A 20,785-nucleotide genomic window follows, 5' to 3' on the forward strand; every position below is an offset into this window, starting at 1 on the left:
CCCCCGTAAGGTCGGAAAAACGACGGACGGGGAGAGACATGGGCGATCGCGAGACGCTCAGGCTGGACGCCTTGCGGTCCTTCGGCATCCTGGACACCCAGGCGGACCCGGCGATCGACCGATTGGCTGGCCTGGCCGCGAACCTGTTCGACACCCCGATCGCCGTGGTCTCGCTCGTCGACGAGCAACGCCTGTGGTTCAAGGCCAGGGTGGGCGTCGTCGCCACCGAAACGCCGCGCGACAAGGCCTTTTGCGGTTACGCCATAGAGCTGGGGCCGGAGTCCGTCATGGTGGTCGAGGACGCCTCGACCGACCCGCGCTTCGTCGACAATCCCCTGGTCGCGGGCCCGCCCGACCTGCGCTTCTACGCCGGCGCCGCCCTGACCACCAAGGACGGCCACAACCTGGGAACGCTGTGCGTCCTCGACCACAGGCCACGCCCCCGCCCCGACGACGCGGCGCTGGAACGGCTGAGGCTGCTGGCGCGGATCGTGGTTGACGAATTCGAGCTGGCCAAAGCCCACCGGGAGACCCGCGAAAAGCAGCGCCTGCTCGAGATCGCCGAGACCATGGCCGGCGTCGGCCATTGGCGCCTGGACCTGTCCACCGGCGCCGTCGCCTGGTCGGACGCGGTGTACGATATCTACGGGGTCGATCGGGAGACCTTCGATCCCAATATCGACGACGCGGTCGGCTTCTACCACCCGGAGGACCGCGAGCTGGTCCGGCGTCACGTCGTCTCGACGGTGGAGACGCGAACAGGCTTCGACTTCCAGCTTCGCCTCATCCGCGCGGACGGCGCCCTGCGGCATGTGGTCAGCCGCGGCGTCTGCGAGCAGGACGATCAGGGGCGGCCGACGGCCGTTTTCGGACTCTTCCAGGACGTCACCGACACGGTCGAGACGATCGACACCCTTCGCAGCAGCGAGCAACGCTACCGCCTCGTCACGGAACGGGCGGGCGACGTCATCACCCGCTACGACTTTTCGGGACGCGGCAAGTTCATCTCGCCGGCCATCCAGCACCTCCTTGGCTACACCGTGGCCGAGACCGTCGGCCTGACCGTTCCCAGCGTCCTGCACCCAGAGGACCGGGACGCGGTCATGACGGTCTTCGGCGAGATGTCGCGGGGCCTGGACCACAAGACGATCCAGCACCGGTCGCGGCACAGGCTCGGCCATTATGTCTGGGTCGAATCCAACCTGCAGCTGGTGCGGGACGAAGCCGGCGCGCCCGAGGAGATCGTCAGCGTCTCCCGCGACATCTCCGACCGTAAGGCCCTGGAGCTGGACCTGATCGCGGCGCGTGACGACGCTCGCGAACAGGCCCAGCGCGCGCTGCTCGCCGAGGACATCGGCGGTCTTGGCTATTGGCGATACGACCTGCGCACGCGGCGCCTCGACGTCTCGCGCAAGATGTTCGAGATCTATGGCCTGGACTATGTCGAGCAGCCTGAAATCGACCTCTTCAACGACCGGCTCCATCCCGGCGACCGGGCCTGGACGCTGGCGCGGATCGCCGAACGCCTGCGCACCGGCGAGGACGACCACAACGTGCCCACCCGCATCATCCGCCCCGACGGCGAGGAGCGCTGCGTCTCGGGCAGCTCGATGACCGTCAAGGCCGCCGACGGCCTGCCCGCGTTCATGATGGGCACGGTTCGCGACATCACCGAAGATCGCAAGGCTCAAGCCGCGCTCGCCGAGAACGAGGCGCGCTATCGCCTGCTGGCCGACAACGCCAGCGACATGATCGCCACCTTCAATCCCGCCGGGGAGATCTGCTTCATCTCGCCGGCCTGTCGCACCATGCTGGGCCGCGAGCCGGAAGAGCTGGTCGGCCGGCGCGTCGTCGACCTGACCCATCCCGACGACCGGGATCACATGATCAACTACTATATGGCCCTGATCCGTCGCGGTCCTTCCGCGATCTCGGAGCCTTACGAGTTCAGGGCGCAACACAAGGACGGTCGGTGGATCTGGCTGGAAGGCCAGCCGAAGCTGTCCTTCGACGAAGCCGGCGTGCTGGTCGCCATCCAGGACGTCGCCCGCGAGATCACTGCGCGCAAGGCGATGGAGGCGGCGCTGATGGAAGCCCGCGCCGAAGCCGAGGCCGCCGCGGCCGTGAAGTCCGAGTTCCTGTCGAACATGAGCCACGAACTGCGCACGCCGCTGACCGCCGTGCTCGGCTTTTCGCGCCTGATCGAGGACCAGCCCGAACTGTCGCCCACCACCCGACGGTTCGTCGACCGGGTCGCCAACGCGGGCCAGGCCCTGATGTCGACCGTCAACGACATTCTCGACTTCTCCAAGCTGGAGGCCGGCCAAGTCGAGATCCGGAGCGCCGTCTGCGACCCTGGCCGCCTCGTCCAGGACGCGCTGGACCTCTTCGCCTGCCAGGCCCAGGAAAAGGGGATCGTGCTCGACGTCGTCGGCGCCGAGACCCTGCCCCCCGCCCTGTTCGTCGCGCCCGATCGGGTGCGCCAGGTGTTGCTCAACCTGATCGGCAACGCCGTCAAGTTCACCGACCGCGGCGGCGTCACGGTCGAGGTCGCGTGGCGCCAGGGCCCGAAGAGCCTGCGGATCTCGGTGCGCGACACCGGCGGCGGCGTTCCGGCCGATCGGCTGGACCAGTTGTTCAAGCGCTTCTCGCAGATCGACGGCTCCTCCACGCGCCGACATGGCGGCACGGGCCTGGGCCTGGCCATCTGCAAGGGGCTGGTCGAGGCCATGGGCGGCCAGATCGGCGTCGAGAGCGCCCTTGGCCAGGGCAGCCGCTTCTGGTTCGAGCTGCCCGCCGGCGAGGTCGAGCCCGCGACCCTGGCCAGCGCCTCGAACCAGGCGGTCGACCTTCCCGTCGCCTGCCGCGTGCTGGTGGTCGACGACAATCCCGTCAACCGCGACCTGGTCCGCACGGTGTTGGACGCTCTCGGCGCCGAAACCAGCGAAGCCGTCGACGGCGAAGCGGCGGTGGCCCGGGCGGAGGCCGAACCGTTCGACATCATTCTGATGGACCTGCGGATGCCGGGCATGGGCGGGGTGGCCGCGGCGCGGGCCATTCGCCAAGGCCGCCTCAACGACAATGTTCCGATCATCGCCTTCTCCGCCGACGCGACGGAGGCGCCCGCCGGCGTGTTCGACGGCGTCGTCGCAAAGCCGCTCGAAAGCCGCGCCTTGATCCACGAGATCAATCGCGCGCTTCAGTTCGAAACGGTCGACCATGCAGCCTGAAGCCAGACACAGACGAATCTTCATCGCCGAGGATGACCGCAGCGTCCTGGAACTGCTGACCACGAGGTTGGGCCTGGCCGGCTACGACACCGTCTTCGGCCGCGACGGCTGGGAGGCGCTCGACGGCATCCACAGCACGCATCCCGCAGCCATCATCCTGGACGTCAACATGCCGCGCCTCGACGGCTTCGGCGTCCTTCACCACCTGAGGAAAAGCCCGCGCGTGGCGCACATCCCGGTCATGATGCTGACGGCCCGCAACGCGCCGGGCGACATCAAGGAAGCGCTGGCCCTGGGCGCCCGCGACTATCTGGCCAAGCCCTTCACCGACGCCCAGCTTCTCGCCCGCGTGGCGCGGCTGCTGAGGCCAAGGCCTGTTTCGACGCCGGCGAACGAGAGCATCCTGCTCTGACGCGAGCCGGATTGACGAGGACCCGCGCCTGGAGCATTTCCCGACCTGACTGCGTCAGGCCGGGCCTTTGGATATTTGTCTCAGCGCGTTTTCTGACGACGCGCCGATGTCCGCTTCGTCCCTAGCGTGGCGCGAGATGGCGCCTGGGCTTGGCCTGGGCCTCCCGCATCGCCTGGGCCGCCTGCTCGCTGGCGAGCCGAGCCAGTCGGACCTTGCGCGCGGCGATCCACTCCTGGACCAGCAGCACCCAGCCGAACGTGGTTTCCTTATGGGTCTTGAACGCTTGGTCCATCATGATCACCCTTCCTGGCGTTTCATGATTGGAAAATCGCCGTTCACGCCGAGGATGACAAACGCGGCTTCCTTGGGTAAGCATAAGTCCTACTTATGCCTGACATCCTCGCCAGCCTGCCGCTCAGCGCCATCCGGATCTTCGAGGCCGCCGCGCGCCTGAAGAGCTTCACCCGCGCCGCCGACGAGCTGGGTGTCAGCCAGGCCGCGGTCAGCTGGCAGGTGAAGGCCCTGGAACAGCGCCTGGACCAGCCGCTGTTCACCCGCTTGCCGCGCGAGGTGGCCCTGACCCCGGCGGGCGAGCGCCTGTCGCGGGCGGCGACCGAGGCGATGAGCGTCCTGCGCACGGCGGTGTCCGACCTGGTCGACACCGAGGAGGGCGTGCTGTCGATCACCACGGTGCAAAGCGTGGGCGGCCACTGGCTGGCGCCACGCCTGGGCGGCTTCCAGATCGCCCATCCGCGCATCGCCGTGCGGCTGGACGCCTCCAGCCGGCTGATCGACCTGCAACGCGAGCCGTTCGACCTGGCCCTGCGGGCCGGCGGCGGCGACTGGCCGGGCATGGAGGCGCACTTCCTGATCCCCTCGGCCCAGACCGTGCTCTGCACGCCGGACTTGCTGGCCCGCCTCGGCGGCCTGGCGAGCCCCGCCGACCTGCTGTCCGCGCCGCGCATCGGCGCGCCGGAATTCTGGGCGGGCTGGTTCGAGGCCGCCGGCGTCGACGACGCTGGGGACCACGCGCCGCCTCGCCTATCGGCCGACGCCCAGGCGCTGGAGGTGGCCACCGCCCTGGCCGGCCAGGGCGTGGCGCTGGGTTCGCCGATCTTCTTCGCCCAGGAGATCGCCCAGGGCCGGCTGGTCGCGCCGTTCGACATCACCGCCAATTATGGCGGCGGCTATTGGGTGGTCTATCCCGCCGAACGCCGCCGGGTGCGCAAGATCGTGGCCTTCCGCGATTGGATCCTGGCCCAGGCGGCGGCCGACCCGCTGGTGGCGCGTTACCGCCGGAGCTAGCGGACCTCGTAGCCGTAGCGCTTGATGATGGCCACGGCGGCCGGCGACTTCAGGAAGGTCATGAACGCCCGGGCGGCGGGATTCTTCTCGCCCGTCCGGAGCAGCACGGCCTGTTGCTGGATCGGGGCGTGATCGGCGGCCGGGACCAGCCAGCGCGACCCGCCCGGCTCGTCGATCACCTGCGACAGGGCCACGAAGCCCAGCTCGGCGTTGCCGGTCGCCACGTACTGATAGGCCTGGGCGATCGACGCGCCCTTGACGATCTTCGGAGCCACGGCGTCGTAGACCTTCAGCTTGCGCATCGTCTCCACCGCCGCCTCGCCATAGGGCGCGGCCGTCGGGTCGGCGATGGCCAGCTTTTCGAACCGGCCCGACCCCAACACCGCGCCCTTGGTGTCGACCAGGCCCGGCGTCTTCGAATAGAGCACCAGGCGGCCGACGGCGTAGGTGAACCGCGCGCCGGGAACGCCCAGCCCTTCCTGTTCGGCCTTCAGGGGTCGCTCGGCGTCGGCCGACAGGAACACCTCGTACGGCGCCCCATGGGCGATCTGGGTGTAGAACTGGCCCGAGGCGCCGAAGCTCAGCGTCGCCGTGTGGCCAGTTTTGGCCTTGAAGGCGGCGGCGATCGCCTTGGCCGGCTCGGTGAAATTGGCGGCCACCGCCACCTGCGTATCCGCCGCCAGGGCCGGCGCGGCGGCGAGCGCGAGCACGGCCCCGAACAAGGCCAAGCTGGCCAGCTTGAAGCAACGGGTGATCATGCGGACTCTCTCGGGAAGCGGACGCTTAGCGTTATGTAGTTGAACTACCGAACGCTGGAAAAGGTCAAGCCTCGCCGGCCCGCCACGCCTGGGCATAGCGCTTGTAGTTGGCGACCTCGATCACGCGGGCCGGTTGAAGCGGTCGCGGTGCTGGGGCGGGATGGCCTGGTAGGCGGCGTTGGGCGCTAGCCCGAGAATCCGGCGCGCCTCGTCCAGCGGCAGGGCGAACAGCGCCGGGTAATCGACCGCCGGCAGCCAGGCCGCCGCCCGGCCGTTGCGCCAGGCCTCGCGCACCGCCCGGCCGTAGGGCTGGCCCCGTCCGGCCTTCCGCAATTGGCGCGCCCCGGCCAGGGCAATCACGGCGAAGCCCAGGCTGCGGGTCTGGGCGTAGGAAAAGGCCACCACGCAGACCTCGCCAAGCGCGTCCGTGCCGTAGCCGGTCAGCACGTGCCAGACGTCATGCACGTCGCGCATGCGCCGCGCGTACCAGGCCAGGGGATGGGCGGCGTCGACATCGGCCTCGGGAACCTTGCGGCTTTCCTCGGCCAGGCCTTCGGCGGACAGGCCGCGCGGGGCGATGAAGTCGCGATAGGCGGCGCCAACCGTGCCGGGACTGAACTGGGCCAGCCAAGCCGGATCCGACAGCCGCTCGGCGAACTCGTCGCGCTCGTAGGCGATGCGGCCGCCCTCGGGCGTGCTCATCAGCCGGCGATAACCTCTCGGGATCGCGTCGCCCGACAAGGCGCGCATGATCTCGAACACCTGGGCGGTGTCCTCCTTGTCGGCGATCAGGCGCCGGACGGCCCGGAACGCCCGCAAAGGCTGCAGGTTGAAGGTGTCGCGGGTCCGCGTCATCGGTTGACGTGGCCTTGGCCCACCGAGCACTTGCGTGGCGGCGATCATGAGGCATGCTCCTGCTGAACCCGACAAAGATGACATGGCGTCACTTTTATTCAAGAGGGCTCAGCGACCCCGATCCGGGAACCTTGGCGGACCGCCACATGGACAAATGGGGACTGGCGAGATGGGCAGTTTGAAAAAGCGTTCGATCAACCTGGCCGGCCACGCGACCTCCCTGGCCCTGGAGCCCGAGTTCTGGGCCGTGCTGCAGGCCGCGGCCGGCGCCGACAAGATTAGCATCGCCGGCCTGATCCAGCGGATAGACGCCGGGCGCGGCGAGCGGCCCCTGGCCTCGGCCTGCAGGGTGTTCGCCCTGCGACGGGCTCAGGCCGGCGAGGCGGGCGCCGTCTAGCGCTGCTCGACGCCCGGACCGGGCTTGGGCAGCGGCAGGGGCGCGGGATCGGGCGACCGCCGCGGCAAGGCCGGCCGATCCGGCAGCCGCATCGACAGGTCGGCCGGGCGTACGGTCAGCACGCCCGACCGCCAGCCGCCGATCACCAGGGCGGCGATCAGCAGCAGCACGCCCAGCAGGGTCAGGCCGGCCACGCCCAGGTGCTGCGGCCGAAGATCGTGGTGACGCGCCATGGCGTCCTCCTCAATGGCGGCGGCCTAGTTGGCGGGCTTGGGCGCGTCCGGAACCTTGGGCGCTTCGACCTGCGGGGCGGAGACGTTGATGTCGACCTTCTTCTTCTGGGTCACGCCGCCGGTGAAGACGAAATAGGCGATCACCGCCACGACCACCACCAGGGCGCCAACGATGAACGCCATGCCGCTTCCGCCACCGCCGCTGTTCGTATGGGTCTCTTCAGCCACGTCGGCCTCCTGCGTTGTCCGTCCCTGCCCCAGACAAACGGGAGGCGAAGGTCGAAGTTCCGACAACAAGGGGCGGCGGATCGGCGCAAGGGCTTAAGCCAGACGATCTTTGTGCTACATATGTTCCATGTCCCAAGGCTTCGACTCGTCCCCTTCTTCCGACGGCTTCCCCGGCGATCTTCCCGCCCCCCGCATCTCCGACCTGGCCCGCCCGCGCGGGCCGGAGGGTCCGGCGCGGGCCTATCTGGAGGGGCTGAACCCCGAACAGCGGGCGGCGGTCGAGGCCACCGAGGGCCCGGTGCTGGTGCTGGCCGGCGCGGGCACCGGCAAGACCCGGGTGCTGACCACCCGCCTGGCCCATATCCTGGCCACCGGCCGGGCCCGGCCATGGGAACTGCTGGTCGTCACCTTCACCAACAAGGCCGCCCGCGAGATGCGCGAGCGGATCACCCACATCATCGGCGACGAGGCCGAGGGCCTGCGCTGGCTGGGCACCTTCCACTCCGTGGCGGCCCAGATCCTGCGCCGCCACGCCGAGCTGGTGGGGCTGAAGTCCAGCTACACGATCATCGACACCGACGACCAGGAACGTCTGCTCAAGCAGCTGATCGAGGCCGCCGACATCGACGCCAAGCGCTGGACGCCGCGCGCCCTGGCCGGCCTGATCGACACCTGGAAGAACCGCGGCTGGACGCCCGACCGCGTGCCGCAAAGCGAGGCCGGCGAGTTCGCCAACGGCCGGGGGATCACCCTCTATCGCCAGTACCAGGAGCGGCTGCGCATCCTGAACGCCTGCGACTTCGGCGACCTGCTGCTGCACAACATCACCATCTTCACGGCCAATCCGGACGTGCTGGCCGACTTTCAGCGGCGCTTCCAGTACGTGATGGTCGACGAATACCAGGACACCAACGTCGCCCAGTACCTGTGGCTGCGCCTGTTGGCCCAAGGGCGCCAGAACGTCTGCTGCGTGGGCGACGACGACCAGTCGATCTATGGCTGGCGGGGCGCGGAGGTCGACAACATCCTGCGCTTCGAGCGCGACTTTCCCGGCGCCAAGGTCGTCAAGCTGGAGCGCAACTACCGCTCCACCGAGCACATCCTGGCCGCCGCCTCGGGCCTGATCGACGCCAACAAGAGCCGGCTGGGCAAGACCCTGTGGACCGAGGCGGCCGGCGGCGAGAAGGTCAAGGTCAGCGGCGTCTGGGACGGCGAGGCCGAGAGCCGGATGGTCGCCGACGAGATCGAGAAGGCCAAGCGGGCCGGCCGCAAGTACAGTCACATGGCCATCCTCGTGCGCGCCTCATTCCAGATGCGGGCCTTCGAAGAGCGGTTCGTGATGCTGCAGATCCCCTACAAGGTGGTCGGCGGCCCGCGGTTCTTCGAACGCGCCGAGATCCGTGACGCCCACGCCTATCTGCGCCTAATCCAGTCGCCCGACGACGACCTGGCCTTCGAGCGCATCGTCAACACGCCCAAGCGCGGCATCGGCGACACCTCGGTGCAGAAGCTGCTGCAGATCGCCCGGCTGGAGGGGATCTCCACGGTCGACGCCGCCCGGGTGATCATCGGCGGCGACGACCTGCCGGCCCGCACCCGCACGGCGCTGAGCAACTTCCTGCGCGACCTCGACCGCTGGCGGGCTCTGGCCGCCACCACCCCGCACCAGCGGGTGATGGAGGCGGTGCTGGAGGAGAGCGGCTATACCGACGCGCTTCGCCTCGACAAGGGCCCCACCAGCCAGACCCGGCTGGAGAACCTGAAGGAACTGGTCCAGTCGATGAGCGCCTTCGACACGCTCGAAGGCTATCTGGAGCACGTGTCGCTGGTCATGGACCTGGACAAGGGGGCCGGCGACGACGCGGTGTGGATCATGACCCTGCACTCGGCCAAGGGGCTGGAGTTCCCGCTGGTCTTCCTGCCCGGCTGGGAGGAAGGCGTGTTCCCCAGCCAGCGCAGCATGGACGACAAGGGCGAGAAGGGCCTCGAGGAAGAGCGCCGCCTAGCCTATGTCGGCATCACCCGGGCCCGCGAGGAGGCCCGGATCAGCTTCGTGGCCAACCGCCAGGTCTATGGACGCTGGACCAGCCAGCTGCCGTCGCGCTTCGTCGACGAACTGCCCCTGGCCCACGTCGATGCCGCCTCGGAGACCGGCTATTACGGCGGCGGCCCGGGCATGCAGCAGACGGTCTCGTCGCGCTGGGACGATCCGGGGACCAGCACGTTCACGGCCGGCAGCTATGACAGTCCGGGTTGGAAGCGGGCTCAGGAACGGACGGCCCATTCCGAAAGAGGGGGTTTCGGCGAGCGCGGGTCGACCTGGCGCAGCGGCGGCTCGGCCGCGCGCTCGGCTCCGATCGAGGGCGAGGGCAGGCTGGTGGCGGTCTCGGCCAGCTCAGCGGCCAGCGCCTACACGCGCGGCGACCGGGTGTTCCACGTCAAGTTCGGCTACGGCAAGGTCACCGGCGTCGAGGGCAACAAGCTCAGCGTGTCGTTCGACAAGGCCGGCGACAAGAAGGTCATCGACAGCTTCGTGGAAAAGGCGTGAGGCGACGGGCGTGGGCTCGGGCGCCGCGGCTCCTGCGTTTGGATCGCGGGCCGCCGGCGCCCATATTCCCCTCATGCTCCCTCCCCGCGTCCGCGTCGTCGATCTGGAGACCGCCGGAAATGGCCCGCACGAGGTCTGCGAGATCGGCTGGCAGGACGTCACGCTGGGCTCGGACGGCCTCTGGCGGGTCGATGAGGGGCGCGGGTCGCGACTGGTCAATCCCGGCCGCCCGATCACGCCCGAGACCATGGCCGTCCACCACATCATCGACGCCGACGTCGCCGACGCGCCGTTCTGGAAGGACGTGGCGGCCGGCGTCCTGAAGCCCGAGGGCGAGATCCAGGCGCTGGCCGCCCACCGCGCGGCCTTCGAGCAACGATACTGCACGCCGAGGTTCACGGGCGGCGCGCCCTGGATCTGCACCTGGAAATGCGCCCTGCGGCTCTGGCCGCACCTGGCGAGCTTTTCCAATCAGATGCTGCGCTACCAGCGCATGCCCGAAGGTCTGGTCCGCGAGCTGGGGCTGCCAGCGCATCGGGCCCTGCCGGACGCCTATGTCACCGCGCACCATCTGCGCGACATGCTCAACGAAGCCTCGCTGGAGCAGCTCCTGGCCTGGAGCCGCGAACCTGGCCTGCTGCCGCGCGTGCCCGCCGGCCCTGAACGCGGCAAGCCCTGGGACCGCCTGGCCGCCGAGACCCTGCGAATGCTGGCCCAGGATCGCGACCCCAACATCCGCTTCAGCGCCGAGACCGAACTGCGCCGTCGGGGCGACGCGCTCGAGCCGCCGGCGATCGAACCGGCGCAACGGACTTTGCTGTGAGCGCAATACCGATCAAATAGCCCTTCGAGGCCCGCGCTATCCAGACGCACGCTTCGTCACGAGACCCGCTCATGAACCCCGTCCAACAGGCCATCTGGTTCATCGAGAACCACTTCACCCAACCGATCTGTTTGGACGACGTGGCTCTGGCCGGCGGCGTTTCGCGCTTCCACATGTCCCGCGCCTTCGTGGTCGCCACCGGTCGCCCGGTGATCGGCTATCTGCGCGCGCGGCGGCTGACGGAGGCGGCGCGGCAGCTGGCCGAGGGGGCGCCCGACATCCTGTCGGTGGCCCTGGAGCACGGCTATGGCTCGCACGAGGCGTTCACCCGCGCGTTCCGCGACCAGTTCGGGGTCACGCCCGAGCAGGTGCGCGCGGCGCGTGACCTGGAAACCCTGAAGCTCGTGGAGCCCATCATGCTCGACAACACCCCGCGTACCGACCTGCCCCCGCCCCGCTTCGAGGACGGCCGCCCCCTGCTGATCGCCGGCGTTCTGCAGCACTATGGATGCGAGGACAGCGGCGCCGGCATTCCCAGCCAATGGCGCCGCCTGGTCCCGCATCTGGGCCATATCCCGAACCAGGTCGGTGGAGCGCTCGCGGACGTCACCTACGGGGTCTGCGCCAACAGCGACGATCACGGCAATTTCGACTATCTGGCCGGGGTGGAAGTCACTGAATTCTCCGACCTGCCCGCGGATTTCGCGACGCTGCGCATCCCGGCCCAGCCCTACGCCGTGTTCCGCCACGCCGAGCATATCTCGCAGATCCGTACGACGATGCGCGCCATCTGGACCGTCTGGCTGCCCGCTTGGCCCTACGAGGCCGCGGACGCGCCGCTGTTCGAGCGCTATGGGCCCGAATTCGACCCGCGCACAGGCGAAGGCGGGCTGGAAATCTGGCTGCCGATCAAAGCCAAGTAGAGACGTTCAACCGCTATAAGGGTTGTCATCCCGGAAGCCTCGCAGAGGCTGTCCGGGACGCAGGGGACTGGGCTGAGGCCTTGCGGTTCCCCTGGATCCCGGACAAGCGCTCCGCGCTTTCCGGGATGACAACGGCGAGAACTCCTAGCCCCGAACCCGGGCCGGGTTGCCCACCACCGTCGCGCCCTTGGGCACGTCGCGGGTGACCACGCTGCCGGCCCCGATGATGGCGTCGTCGCCGACGGTCACGCCCGGCAGGATAATCGACCCGCCGCCGATCCAGACGTTCTCGCCGATGCTGACCGGGCGGGCGTATTCGATCCCCGTCCGGCGCTCGACCGGATCGCGCGGGTGCTCGGCGGTATAGATCTGGACGTTCGGCCCGATCGTCGTGGCCGCGCCGATGGTCACCCGGGTGACGTCCAGGATCACGCAGTTGAAGTTGAGGAACACGCCTTCGCCGATGGCGATGTTGTAGCCGTAGTCACAGTGGAACGGCGGCCGGATGCTGACCCTGTCGCCGACCTCGGCCAGCCGCTCGCGCAGCAGGGCGTGACGTTCCGACGGCGGCAGGTCCAGGGCGTTGTAGCGGCTCATCCAGGCCACCGCCGCCTCGTGGTCGGCCATGATCTCGGGGTCGATCGGGCTATAGAGGTCGCCGGCCAGCATGCGCTGCTTGTGGGTGCGGACGTCGGTCACGAGGCGAAGGCTCCTTGCTCGCGCCCTCCATGCCAGACGCCGGACGCCGGGACAAATCTGGCGGTCGGCCGCTCTAGAACCGCTCCAGCGCCTCGCGCACCACCTCCGGCGCATGGTCGATGACCCGCAGATAGGCCGCCAGGGCCGCATCCGACCGGGCCTGGCCCAATTCCAGGGCCGCCAGCTGGGCCAGCGGAATGCCGAAGGCCCGTGCGAACTCGTCCTGCGACAGACCGCTGCGCCACCGCACGCCCTGCACCAGCGCCCGGGCCGACCGCGCGTGGCCGGGGTCGGCCTGATCGTCGACGGCCATGTCGGCGGTGATCTGGGATCTGGTCATGCAACGCTCCTCGCACTGGCCCCGTGCGGGATGTGTAGGCGCTTTGCGTTGCAGGAATTCGACCCCTTTGCGTCGGCCAGGCGACTCTATCAGGGCTTTTTGGACGTGATCACCCTGGGCTGGCCGGCCATGGCCCGGGCCTTGGCGTCGACGGCCTCGACGCCCTTCAGCGGGTCTCCGGCCGCCTCCAGCATGCTGTTGAACACCTTCAGGTCCTTGGTGCTGATCTTCTGGACATCCTTGTCCTTGGCCCATTCCAGGCCGATCAGCTGGCCCAGGCGGCAGGCCTTGGGCAGCAGCGCCGGCTGCTCGCCGGGACCGCCCTTGGCCAGCAGCTTGCCGACGATGTCGTTCCAGTTGGGCGAGCCGGAGAAACAGAACGACAGGTGATCGCAGGTTCCCGTCCAGAACCGCTTGTACCAGCGCAAGTGCTCGTCGGTGTCGAAGCGGATGGCGTCGGTCGGCTTGACCACGGTCCGGCAATCGGCGCGCACGAACTCGCCGGCCCGAGCGGCCGGCGCGAGTCCAAGCAACACGATGGCCGCCAGGGCCGTCCAACCTCTACGCAACATCAAAAGCGGCTTCCCCGAAACGCGACCGAACACGTCCTTTTCGGACGCTCTATCCAAACTTGATATCGCGCTGATTAAGAACGATCTTCCGACAAAAATGCGGCGGTGGCCTCGATCGCCTCGACCAGGCCCAGGCGCTCGATCGTCACGCCGTCCGGCAGGCTGGAAAACAGGCGCGTCGGCGCGGCGGCGTCCAGCATCACGAACACCCCTCGGTCGTCGGCCCGCCGGATCAGGCGGCCGAAGGCCTGGCTGATGCGGGCGCGCGCCGTCGAGTCGTCATAGCCCTTGCCGCCAAATCTCGCGCGGCGGGCCTTGTGCAGCACGTCCGGGCGCGGCCAAGGCACGCGGTCGAAGACCAGCAGGCGCAACGACCGGCCCGGCACGTCGATGCCGTCGCGGATGGCGTCGGTGCCCAGCAGGCAGGCGTCCTCCTCGGCCCGAAAGATGTCGACCAGGGCGCCGGCTTCCAGCGGGTCGACGTGCTGGGCGTAGAGCGCCAGACCCTGGTCGGCCAGGGGCGCGGCGATCCGCTCGTGCACGGCCTTCAGCCGGCGGATGGCGGTGAACAGGCCCAGGCCCCCGCCGCCGGCCGCCAGGAACAGCTCGCGCATCGCCGCCGACACCTGGCGCGGATCGTCCTTGCCCACGTCGGTGACCACGAAGGCACGGGCGTTGTTGGCGTAGTCGAACGGCGAGACCAGGCGCAGCACCTTGGGGCTCTGCGGCAGGCGCGCGGCGCCGGTGCGCATCTCGGCCAGGGCGAACGGATCCTCCAGGGCCGGGTCGGTCAGGGTGGCGCTGGTCACCAGCACGCCGTGGGCCGGCGACAGCACCGCCGCGCGCAGCGGCTCGGTCGGGTCCACCCAGTGGCGACGGCAGGCGGCGTCGACCACCCGGCCGTACAGGAAGGTGGCCTCGAACCAGTCGACGAATTCCGGGTCGTCTTCCGCGTCCTCGTCGATGGCCTTCAGGATCGAGCGCCAGGCCGGCAGGGTCATGCGGGCCCGACGATCCAAGCCGCGCAGCGCGCCCTCGATCCGCGCCCGTTCCGAGGTGGGCAGGGTGTCGGCCTCCTCGTCGAGCACGTCCTCCAGGTGCCGGGCCAGGGCCAGCAGCGGCGCCTCGATGGCCGCCAACGCCTTGGCCGCCTCGCCGGCCCGCTCGCGCACCAGGTCGATGGCCGGGCGAGCGGCGCATTGCAACCCCTGCTCGGCCGCGCCGGGACGGTCGCTGACTCGAGCCCGCAGCTGTTCAATCACCGAGACCAAGTATGTTTCAATAGGCCCGATCGGATTGACCTGGCCGTCCGGCGGCGCGATGCGGCCCGACCAGCCTTCGCCCGGCAGGGCGGCGGCGGCGTGCAGGGCGGCGTTCAGAGCCGCGCGGGCGCCCTCGCGCTCGCCGATGATGTCCAGCAGCCGGGCCTCCAGCCCGCGGCCCCGTCGTCCGCGGCCCTCCGGCCCGCGCAGCCAGCGCCGCAGCTCGGCCGCCTCGGCCCCGGACAGGGCGGCAGAGAAGGCGCTGTCGGCGGCGTCGAACAGGTGGTGGCCTTCGTCGAAGACGATGCGCTTGAGCGAGGTGGTCTCGTTGTCGCCCTTCAGGCCCCGCGCCGCCCGGGCCCCGTCGAAGGCCGCCTGGCTCAGCACCAGGGCGTGGTTGGCGATGACGATGTCGGCGCGCTTGCTGGCCCGCACGGCCTTTTCGATGAAGCAGACGCGATAGTGCTGGCAGCCGGCGTGGATGCACTCGCCGCGCCTGTCGACCAGGTTGGCCGGGCCGGCCTGGACCGAGGGCGGGATGGCGAACAGGGTCGGCAGCCAGGCCGGGAAGTCGCCGCCGGTCATGTCGCCGTCGCGGCTGGCGCGCGCCCAGCGGGCGGCCAGGGCCAGGCCGATCAGGTCGCCGTTGCCGAGCTGGGCGGTGTTGACCTGCTCCTGGAAGTTCAGCAGGCACAGGTAGTTCTCCCGCCCCTTGCGGACCACGGCCTTGCGGGCCCGGACCAGCGGGTCGGGATAGATCGAATGGCTCTCGCGCTCGATCTGGCGCTGCAGGGCGCGGGTGTAGGTGCTGATCCACACCGCCGGGCCGTTCATCTCGGCCCACACCGAGGCCGGCGCCAGATAGCCCAGGGTCTTGCCGACCCCGGTGCCGGCCTCGGCCAGCATCATCTGCGGCTCGCCCTCGCGCTCACGCGGGGCGAAGGCATAGGCGGCCTCACGGGCGAAGGTGTCCTGGGCCTCGCGCACCTCGTCCAGGCCGGAGCGGTGCAGCAGTTCCTTCAGCCGCTCGCTGGCGCGTTCTGGATCGACGGGGCGAGAGCCGGGCTCGCCGGGCGGCGCCTGGTCCTCCCACTCCGTGGCGCGGGCCCAGACGTCGAGGCCGGAGCTGCGGAACTGGTTGCCGACCGGGGCCGAGCGCAGGGCGCCGACCACCGCCGGCCCCCAGGCCCAGCCGGCCCGGGCCAGGGTCTCGGCGACCGCCAGGGCCTCCTCGCGCGACGGCCTGGGCGTCATCGCCAGCTCGTGCAGCAGGGCGGCGGCGGCCTCGCGCAGGGTCTGGGCCTGGGCGGCCGCGCCCTTGGGCTCGACCAGGCCAAGGGCGGTGGCCAGCCCCACCGCCGACGGCGCGCAGAAGGTGGCCGGACGGGTGAAGGCGTACAGTTCCAGCACGTCGAACAGCCCGCGGCCCCGCGTCGGGGCTTGCAGATTCAGCCGCTTGGCCGTCATCGCGGCGTGGGCGACCAGGACGGGACCGTGCTCGAACAGGTCGCGAGCGTCAGGCGTGCGCAGCGCTCGCCCGCCGCCATCGTCGCCCGGCCGGCCTGCGCCGCCATCGGCATAGCCGGCGCGCGGCCCGGGCAGAACCACCAGGGCGGGAGCAAGATCGAGGGCGGGAATCTGTACGGTCACCCTTTCTTTTTAGCGGATCAGCGCCCGAAACGGAACGCGAACATATTCAGGCTTGGCGGGATGGCGGCGGCCTGCCACTTTCGCAACCTCAAATGGAGAAGTTCATGCGTTCCATCCTGCTCGCCTGCCTTTTCTCGGCCGCCTCGCCGTTCGCCGTAGCCCAGACACTCGAACAGCCCACCCCGGCCCCGATGGTCACGGTGATCGGCAACGGCCGCGCCGAGGCGCCGGCCGACTTCGCCTGGCTGAACTTCAACCTGCGGGGCGAAGGCGCCACGTCGCCGGACGCCGTCACCGCCCTGACGACCAGCCGCGGCAAGCTGGAGGCCAGCCTGAAGGCCCTGCCCGGCAAGCCGACGCTGGAGGTGCGTGGCGGCACGCTGTCCATCCGTGAGGTCCGCCCAAAGTCCTGCGTGATCAACTACGCCGCGCCCAATCTCAGCACCGGCGAATGCGCGGTGATCGGCAGCGTCGCCACGGTCGGGCTGCAGGTGAAGGTGACGCCGGCCAAGCAGGTCGGCGACGTGGCGTCCCTCGCGGCCCAGCTCGGCGGGGCCGATGTCAACCTCAACGGCGGCGGCCTGGCCGACGACCAGGCGCTCGAGGACAAGGCGATGCGCGAAGCCGTCGCCGACGCCCAACGCCAGGCGCGGCTGATCGCCGAATCCTCTGGGCGCCACCTCGGCCCGATCCTGCGCATCCAGGACTCCCAGGCCAACGTGGTCAACGGCTTCCCGTCCCCGCCGCCACCTCCGCCTCCACTCGCCTACGCGGCGCGCGAGGAGTACGCGTTTCCGGCCGCCAAGCTGGCCGCGCCGCTGGCCATGACGCCTCCGCCGATCGTGCGCAACGCGCGGGTGACCGTCACCTACAGTCTCCTGCCCTAACCTAGGCGATCGGGCTTTCCGAGGAGCCGCTCTCGAGGCGCTCGACGGCGTCCGAGGCGGCTTGCGCCACCTCGGCGTCGTCGCTCTCGGCGGCCATGCGATACAGCTGCGCCGCCTTGGCGCGGCTGGCCTTCACGCCTTCGCCGTCCTCGTACATCTGGCCCAGCTCGTAATAGGCCGTCAGATTGCCGGCGTTCGCCGACAGGGCGTAGAGCCGCAAGGCCTTTTCCAGGTCGACCGCGACGCCCTCGCCGTCGTGATAGGCGGCGGCGATATTGGCCAGGGCCACCGCCGAGCCTCGCTGGGCCGCGTCCGCATAGAGTTCGAGCGCCCGGGTCTCGTCCACCGGCATGCCATAGCCCTGCGAGGCGTAGGCGCCCAGGTCGTTGGTCGCGTCGACCGAGCCCGCGGCGGCGGCCTTGCGCATCCAGGCGACGGCCTGGGTCTCGTCGGCGGCCACGCCGCGTCCCAGCTGATAGGCCAGGGCCAGCTTGTACATGCCGCCCTCGTCGCCGCCGGCGGCCGCGCGCCAGTACCAGCCCAGGGCCTGGGTCAGGTCCTCGGCGCTGGTCTCGTAGACCAGGCCGGCGTTGTAGGCGCCCAGGGCGTCGCCCTTGGCGGCGGCGGCCTTGTACAGCGACAGCGCCTTGGCCTCGTCCTGGTCCAGGTCCTGGCCATCGAAATAGAGATTGCCCAGGGCGATCATGCAGCCGGTGTCGCCGGCCTTGACCCCGGCGTTCAGCCAGCGCACAGCGGCCTCGACGTCGCGCTGGTCGCCCTCGGCGTTCAGATAGCTGTCGGCCAGCAGGTCGTAGGCGGCGACGTCGCCGGCCTGGGCGCGGCGCAGCAGCTCGGCCCGGGCGGGCTCAGCGGGCGCGGCGGATGCGGCCAGGGACGGCGCACCGACAGCCAGCATCGCCGCCAAGGCCAAGCCTGCAAGGCCGTTCCGAGCCATCCGTCCCATGCGCGTCACGCCCTCGCGATCCTGTCCTTCGGGTAGCCCCGCCTACCATCCTTGTCAAAAGGCCGGACTTAGGCAGGTTGACGCATGGAAACGGAACGGGAACATGCTATAGGGCGGTCAATGGCCGAGGCGACCGCCCTTCCTCCCCGCTTTCAGCAGTGGTTCGCCTCGCGCGGCTGGACGCCGAGGCCGCACCAGCTGGCCATGGTCGAGAAGGGCCGGCAGGGCCGCGACGCCCTGCTGATCGCCCCCACCGGCGGCGGCAAGACCCTGGCCGGCTTCCTGCCCAGCCTGATCGAGTTGGCCGAACGCCCGCCGCGCAACACCCCGGCGGGGGTGCACACCCTCTACATCTCGCCGCTGAAGGCCCTGGCGGTCGACATCGAGCGCAACCTGGCCACGCCGATCCGCGAGATGGGCCTGAAGATCGTCGCCGAGAGCCGCACCGGCGACACCGGCGAGGCCCGCAAGCAGCGCCAGCGCCTGCGCCCGCCCGACATCCTGCTGACCACGCCCGAGCAGCTGGCGCTGTTCTGCGCCTGGGAGGGGGCGCGGACCTATTTCGCCGACCTGTCCTGCGTGATCATCGACGAGGCCCACGCGATGTGGCCGACCAAGCGCGGCGACCTGCTGGCGCTGGGCCTGGCGCGGCTGCAGCTGTTCGCGCCGCGGATGCGCCGGGTGGGACTGTCGGCGACGGTGGACGATCCGGACCTGGTGCGGCGGTGGTTGGGCTTCAACACCCCTCCCCCCATGAGGGAGGCGACGCGAAGCGTCGGTGGGGGGAGTTCTGGTGCGCCCACCACTCCCCCCTCCGTCGATCTTCGATCGACACCTCCCCCACAGGGGGAGGACCTTCCTTCTTCGGCCCACGCGGTCGACCTCGTCCTCGGTTCGGGCGGCGCGCAGCCGATCGTCGAGGTGCTGGTCTCGGGCGGCAAGGTGCCGTGGGCTGGTCACACGGCCGAGCACGCCATGGCCGAGATCTACGAGATCATCAAAGGGGCCAAGACCGCCCTGGTCTTCGTCAACACGCGCTTTCAAGCGGAATTCGCCTTCCAGGAACTCTGGAAGCTGAACGACGACGGCCTGGCCATCGCCCTGCACCACGGCAGCCTGGCGGCCGAGCAGCGGCGCAAGGTCGAGGCCGCCATGGCGCGCGGCGCGATTCGCGCCGTGGTCTGCACCTCGACCCTGGACATGGGCATCGACTGGGGCGACGTCGACCTGGTCATCCAGCTGGCGGCGCCGAAGGGCGCCTCGCGGATGGTCCAGCGGATCGGCCGCGCCAACCACCGCCTGGACGAGCCCTCGCGCGCCATCCTGGCCCCGGCCAACCGCTTCGAATACCTGGAGTGCCGCGCCGCCGCCGACGCCATCCTGGGCGGCCACCTGGACGGCGAGCCGGCCCGGATCGGCACGCTGGACACCCTGGCCCAGCACATCATGGGCTGCGCCTGCTCCGAACCCTTCGCCCTGACCGACCTCTATGACGAGGTGCGCACCGCCGGCCCCTACGCCGACCTGTCGTGGGAGGATTTCGAGACCGTCGTCGATTTCGTCTCGACCGGCGGCTACGCCCTGCGCACCTACGACAAGTTCCGCCGCATCGTCCCAGGCCAGGACGGCCTCTGGCGGGCCCGCAACGCCCAGGCTGTGCTGGCCCACCGGATGAACGTCGGGGCCATCGTCTCGCCGGCCATGATCAACGTGCGGATCGGCGGCGGTAAAAGGCCGATGGGCGGCAGGAAGGTCGGCGAGGCCGAGGAAGGCTTCTTCGAGCAGATGAAACCGGGCGACACCTTCATCTTCGCGGGCCAGGTCTGGCGGTTCAACAGCCTGGTCGGGGCCGACGCCTTCGTCACCCCCGCCCCGGACAAGGATCCGATGCTGCCCAGCTGGGGCGGCTCGAAGTTCCCGCTGTCGACCTACCTGGCCGGCCGCGTGCGGGCGATGATGCACGACGAGGCCGAGTGGCCCGCCCTGCCCCCGGACGTCCAGGAATGGCTGGGCCACCAGAAGGTCCGCTCGATCATCCCCGAGCGCGACGAGATGCTGCTGGAGACCTTCCCGCACGGCAAGCGCTTCCACCTGGTCTGCTACCCGTTCGAGGGCCGCCTGGCCCACACCACCCTGGCCATGCTGCTGACCCGGCGGCTGGACCGGCTGGGCATCGGCCCGCTGGGCTTCGTGGCCAACGACTACGCGGTCAACATCTGGGCGCTGAAACCAATGGACCAGCTGGACCTGGACGAGCTGTTCGCCCAGGACATGCTGGGCGACGACCTGGAGGCCTGGCTGGCCGAGAGCTTCCTGATGAAGCGGGCCTTCAAGGCCTGCGCCCTGATCTCCGGCCTGATCGAACGCCGCCATCCGGGGCAGGAGAAATCCGGCCGCCAGGTGACGTTCTCGACCGACCTGATCTATGACGTGCTGCGCCGCCACCAGCCCGACCACCTGCTGCTGCGCTGCGCCCGCGCCGACGCGGCGACCGGCTCGCTGGACGTGGCGCGGCTGGGCGAGATGCTGGCGCGGGTCCAGGGCCGCATCCGCCATGCGGCGCTGGACCGCGTGTCGCCGATCGCCGTGCCGATTATGCTGGAGATCGGCCGCGAGCGCGCGCCGGGCGACGCGGCCGGCGAAATGATCCTGGCCGAGGCCGAGGAAGACCTGATCGCCGAGGCGATGGCTTGATGAGA

At 70.0% G+C, this 20,785-nt stretch carries 19 protein-coding genes; 9 read left to right on the forward strand and 10 right to left on the reverse strand.

The window, feature by feature from the left end:
• Positions 1–38 precede the first annotated feature (38 nt).
• Positions 39–3,230 carry a PAS domain S-box protein gene (locus J2X41_RS19145; protein WP_310084426.1) on the forward strand — a complete coding sequence of 1,064 codons (3,192 nt, stop codon included), beginning with the start codon at positions 39–41 and terminating at the stop codon, positions 3,228–3,230.
• Positions 3,220–3,642, forward strand: coding sequence for a response regulator (locus J2X41_RS19150; protein WP_310084428.1), 423 nt, complete (start codon positions 3,220–3,222; stop codon positions 3,640–3,642). The genes J2X41_RS19145 and J2X41_RS19150 overlap by 11 nt, the downstream gene beginning before the upstream one ends.
• A gap of 121 nt (positions 3,643–3,763) precedes the next feature.
• On the opposite strand, the gene J2X41_RS19155 is transcribed toward J2X41_RS19150, so the two are convergent.
• Entirely contained in the window at positions 3,764–3,937 is a 174-nt protein-coding gene (locus tag J2X41_RS19155) for a hypothetical protein (protein WP_310084430.1), read from the reverse strand.
• A 92-nt stretch (positions 3,938–4,029) separates the two neighbouring features.
• Here J2X41_RS19155 and J2X41_RS19160 point away from each other — a divergent pair, with 92 nt between their 5' ends.
• A complete protein-coding gene (locus J2X41_RS19160; RefSeq protein ID WP_310084432.1) occupies positions 4,030–4,947 on the forward strand; it encodes a LysR substrate-binding domain-containing protein in 918 nt (305 codons plus the stop codon).
• On the opposite strand, the gene modA is transcribed toward J2X41_RS19160, so the two are convergent.
• Both modA and J2X41_RS19170 read right to left on the reverse strand, forming a co-directional pair.
• A complete protein-coding gene (modA, locus tag J2X41_RS19165) occupies positions 4,944–5,705 on the reverse strand; it encodes a molybdate ABC transporter substrate-binding protein (RefSeq protein WP_310084435.1) in 762 nt (253 codons plus the stop codon). The two genes, J2X41_RS19160 and modA, sit on opposite strands and share 4 nt — an antisense overlap.
• A 120-nt stretch (positions 5,706–5,825) precedes the next feature.
• Positions 5,826–6,560 (reverse strand): Coq4 family protein, encoded by a 735-nt coding sequence (locus J2X41_RS19170; RefSeq protein ID WP_310084438.1) that lies wholly within the window; start codon positions 6,558–6,560, stop codon positions 5,826–5,828.
• A gap of 169 nt (positions 6,561–6,729) precedes the next feature.
• Here J2X41_RS19170 and J2X41_RS19175 point away from each other — a divergent pair, with 169 nt between their 5' ends.
• Positions 6,730–6,957 (forward strand): ribbon-helix-helix domain-containing protein, encoded by a 228-nt coding sequence (locus tag J2X41_RS19175; protein ID WP_310084441.1) that lies wholly within the window; start codon positions 6,730–6,732, stop codon positions 6,955–6,957.
• Here J2X41_RS19175 and J2X41_RS19180 read toward each other — a convergent pair.
• Both J2X41_RS19180 and J2X41_RS19185 read right to left on the reverse strand, forming a co-directional pair.
• Entirely contained in the window at positions 6,954–7,190 is a 237-nt protein-coding gene (locus J2X41_RS19180) for a hypothetical protein (RefSeq protein ID WP_310084444.1), read from the reverse strand. The two genes, J2X41_RS19175 and J2X41_RS19180, sit on opposite strands and share 4 nt — an antisense overlap.
• A 24-nt stretch (positions 7,191–7,214) precedes the next feature.
• Positions 7,215–7,418: a hypothetical protein gene (locus J2X41_RS19185; protein WP_310084448.1), complete on the reverse strand. Its 204-nt coding sequence runs from the start codon at positions 7,416–7,418 to the stop codon at positions 7,215–7,217.
• A gap of 127 nt (positions 7,419–7,545) precedes the next feature.
• Between J2X41_RS19185 and J2X41_RS19190 the strand changes: the two genes are divergently transcribed.
• From J2X41_RS19190 to J2X41_RS19200, 3 genes are all read left to right on the forward strand, one after another.
• A complete protein-coding gene (locus tag J2X41_RS19190; protein ID WP_310084449.1) occupies positions 7,546–9,966 on the forward strand; it encodes a UvrD-helicase domain-containing protein in 2,421 nt (806 codons plus the stop codon).
• A gap of 73 nt (positions 9,967–10,039) precedes the next feature.
• Positions 10,040–10,789, forward strand: coding sequence for an exonuclease domain-containing protein (locus J2X41_RS19195; RefSeq protein WP_310084452.1), 750 nt, complete (start codon positions 10,040–10,042; stop codon positions 10,787–10,789).
• A 71-nt stretch (positions 10,790–10,860) separates the two neighbouring features.
• A complete protein-coding gene (locus J2X41_RS19200; RefSeq protein ID WP_310084453.1) occupies positions 10,861–11,712 on the forward strand; it encodes an AraC family transcriptional regulator in 852 nt (283 codons plus the stop codon).
• Between the two features lie 144 nt (positions 11,713–11,856).
• Here J2X41_RS19200 and J2X41_RS19205 read toward each other — a convergent pair whose 3' ends face one another.
• From J2X41_RS19205 to J2X41_RS19220, 4 genes are all read right to left on the reverse strand, one after another.
• Positions 11,857–12,411 carry a sugar O-acetyltransferase gene (locus J2X41_RS19205; RefSeq protein ID WP_310084455.1) on the reverse strand — a complete coding sequence of 185 codons (555 nt, stop codon included), beginning with the start codon at positions 12,409–12,411 and terminating at the stop codon, positions 11,857–11,859.
• 73 nt (positions 12,412–12,484) lie between these two features.
• Entirely contained in the window at positions 12,485–12,751 is a 267-nt protein-coding gene (locus tag J2X41_RS19210; RefSeq protein ID WP_310084457.1) for a hypothetical protein, read from the reverse strand.
• Positions 12,752–12,840: 89 nt separating this feature from the next.
• On the reverse strand, positions 12,841–13,323 hold the full coding sequence (locus J2X41_RS19215) for a hypothetical protein (protein WP_310084460.1): 483 nt from the start codon (positions 13,321–13,323) through the stop codon (positions 12,841–12,843).
• 74 nt (positions 13,324–13,397) lie between these two features.
• Positions 13,398–16,235 carry an ATP-dependent DNA helicase gene (locus J2X41_RS19220; protein ID WP_310084462.1) on the reverse strand — a complete coding sequence of 946 codons (2,838 nt, stop codon included), beginning with the start codon at positions 16,233–16,235 and terminating at the stop codon, positions 13,398–13,400.
• 104 nt (positions 16,236–16,339) lie between these two features.
• On the opposite strand from J2X41_RS19220, the gene J2X41_RS19225 reads away from it, so the two are divergent.
• On the forward strand, positions 16,340–17,122 hold the full coding sequence (locus J2X41_RS19225) for an SIMPL domain-containing protein (RefSeq protein WP_310084464.1): 783 nt from the start codon (positions 16,340–16,342) through the stop codon (positions 17,120–17,122).
• A 1-nt stretch (position 17,123) separates the two neighbouring features.
• Here J2X41_RS19225 and J2X41_RS19230 read toward each other — a convergent pair whose 3' ends face one another.
• Entirely contained in the window at positions 17,124–18,086 is a 963-nt protein-coding gene (locus tag J2X41_RS19230) for a tetratricopeptide repeat protein (RefSeq protein ID WP_310084712.1), read from the reverse strand.
• Between the two features lie 120 nt (positions 18,087–18,206).
• Here J2X41_RS19230 and J2X41_RS19235 point away from each other — a divergent pair, with 120 nt between their 5' ends.
• The gene (locus tag J2X41_RS19235; protein WP_310084467.1) at positions 18,207–20,780 is read left to right on the forward strand and encodes a ligase-associated DNA damage response DEXH box helicase; all 2,574 of its coding nucleotides are present in this window, start codon (positions 18,207–18,209) and stop codon (positions 20,778–20,780) included.
• Positions 20,781–20,785 lie beyond the last annotated feature (5 nt).

This window comes from Caulobacter sp. BE254 (assembly GCF_031457295.1).
Lineage (GTDB): Bacteria > Pseudomonadota > Alphaproteobacteria > Caulobacterales > Caulobacteraceae > Caulobacter.

Excerpts from the sequence above, each read along its gene's own strand:
- J2X41_RS19200 (WP_310084453.1), top strand. The coding sequence starts at position 10,861 with ATGAACCCCGTCCAACAGGCCATCTGGTTCATCGAGAACCACTTCACC.
- J2X41_RS19145 (WP_310084426.1), top strand. The coding sequence starts at position 39 with ATGGGCGATCGCGAGACGCTCAGGCTGGACGCCTTGCGGTCCTTCGGC.
- modA (WP_310084435.1), bottom strand. The coding sequence starts at position 5,705 with ATGATCACCCGTTGCTTCAAGCTGGCCAGCTTGGCCTTGTTCGGGGCC.
- J2X41_RS19150 (WP_310084428.1), top strand. The coding sequence starts at position 3,220 with ATGCAGCCTGAAGCCAGACACAGACGAATCTTCATCGCCGAGGATGAC.
- J2X41_RS19235 (WP_310084467.1), top strand. The coding sequence starts at position 18,207 with ATGGCCGAGGCGACCGCCCTTCCTCCCCGCTTTCAGCAGTGGTTCGCC.
- J2X41_RS19210 (WP_310084457.1), bottom strand. The coding sequence starts at position 12,751 with ATGACCAGATCCCAGATCACCGCCGACATGGCCGTCGACGATCAGGCC.
- J2X41_RS19170 (WP_310084438.1), bottom strand. The coding sequence starts at position 6,560 with ATGACGCGGACCCGCGACACCTTCAACCTGCAGCCTTTGCGGGCGTTC.
- J2X41_RS19190 (WP_310084449.1), top strand. The coding sequence starts at position 7,546 with ATGTCCCAAGGCTTCGACTCGTCCCCTTCTTCCGACGGCTTCCCCGGC.
- J2X41_RS19180 (WP_310084444.1), bottom strand. The coding sequence starts at position 7,190 with ATGGCGCGTCACCACGATCTTCGGCCGCAGCACCTGGGCGTGGCCGGC.
- J2X41_RS19175 (WP_310084441.1), top strand. The coding sequence starts at position 6,730 with ATGGGCAGTTTGAAAAAGCGTTCGATCAACCTGGCCGGCCACGCGACC.
- J2X41_RS19225 (WP_310084464.1), top strand. The coding sequence starts at position 16,340 with ATGCGTTCCATCCTGCTCGCCTGCCTTTTCTCGGCCGCCTCGCCGTTC.
- J2X41_RS19195 (WP_310084452.1), top strand. The coding sequence starts at position 10,040 with ATGCTCCCTCCCCGCGTCCGCGTCGTCGATCTGGAGACCGCCGGAAAT.
- J2X41_RS19230 (WP_310084712.1), bottom strand. The coding sequence starts at position 18,086 with ATGGGACGGATGGCTCGGAACGGCCTTGCAGGCTTGGCCTTGGCGGCG.
- J2X41_RS19155 (WP_310084430.1), bottom strand. The coding sequence starts at position 3,937 with ATGATGGACCAAGCGTTCAAGACCCATAAGGAAACCACGTTCGGCTGG.
- J2X41_RS19160 (WP_310084432.1), top strand. The coding sequence starts at position 4,030 with ATGCCTGACATCCTCGCCAGCCTGCCGCTCAGCGCCATCCGGATCTTC.
- J2X41_RS19215 (WP_310084460.1), bottom strand. The coding sequence starts at position 13,323 with ATGTTGCGTAGAGGTTGGACGGCCCTGGCGGCCATCGTGTTGCTTGGA.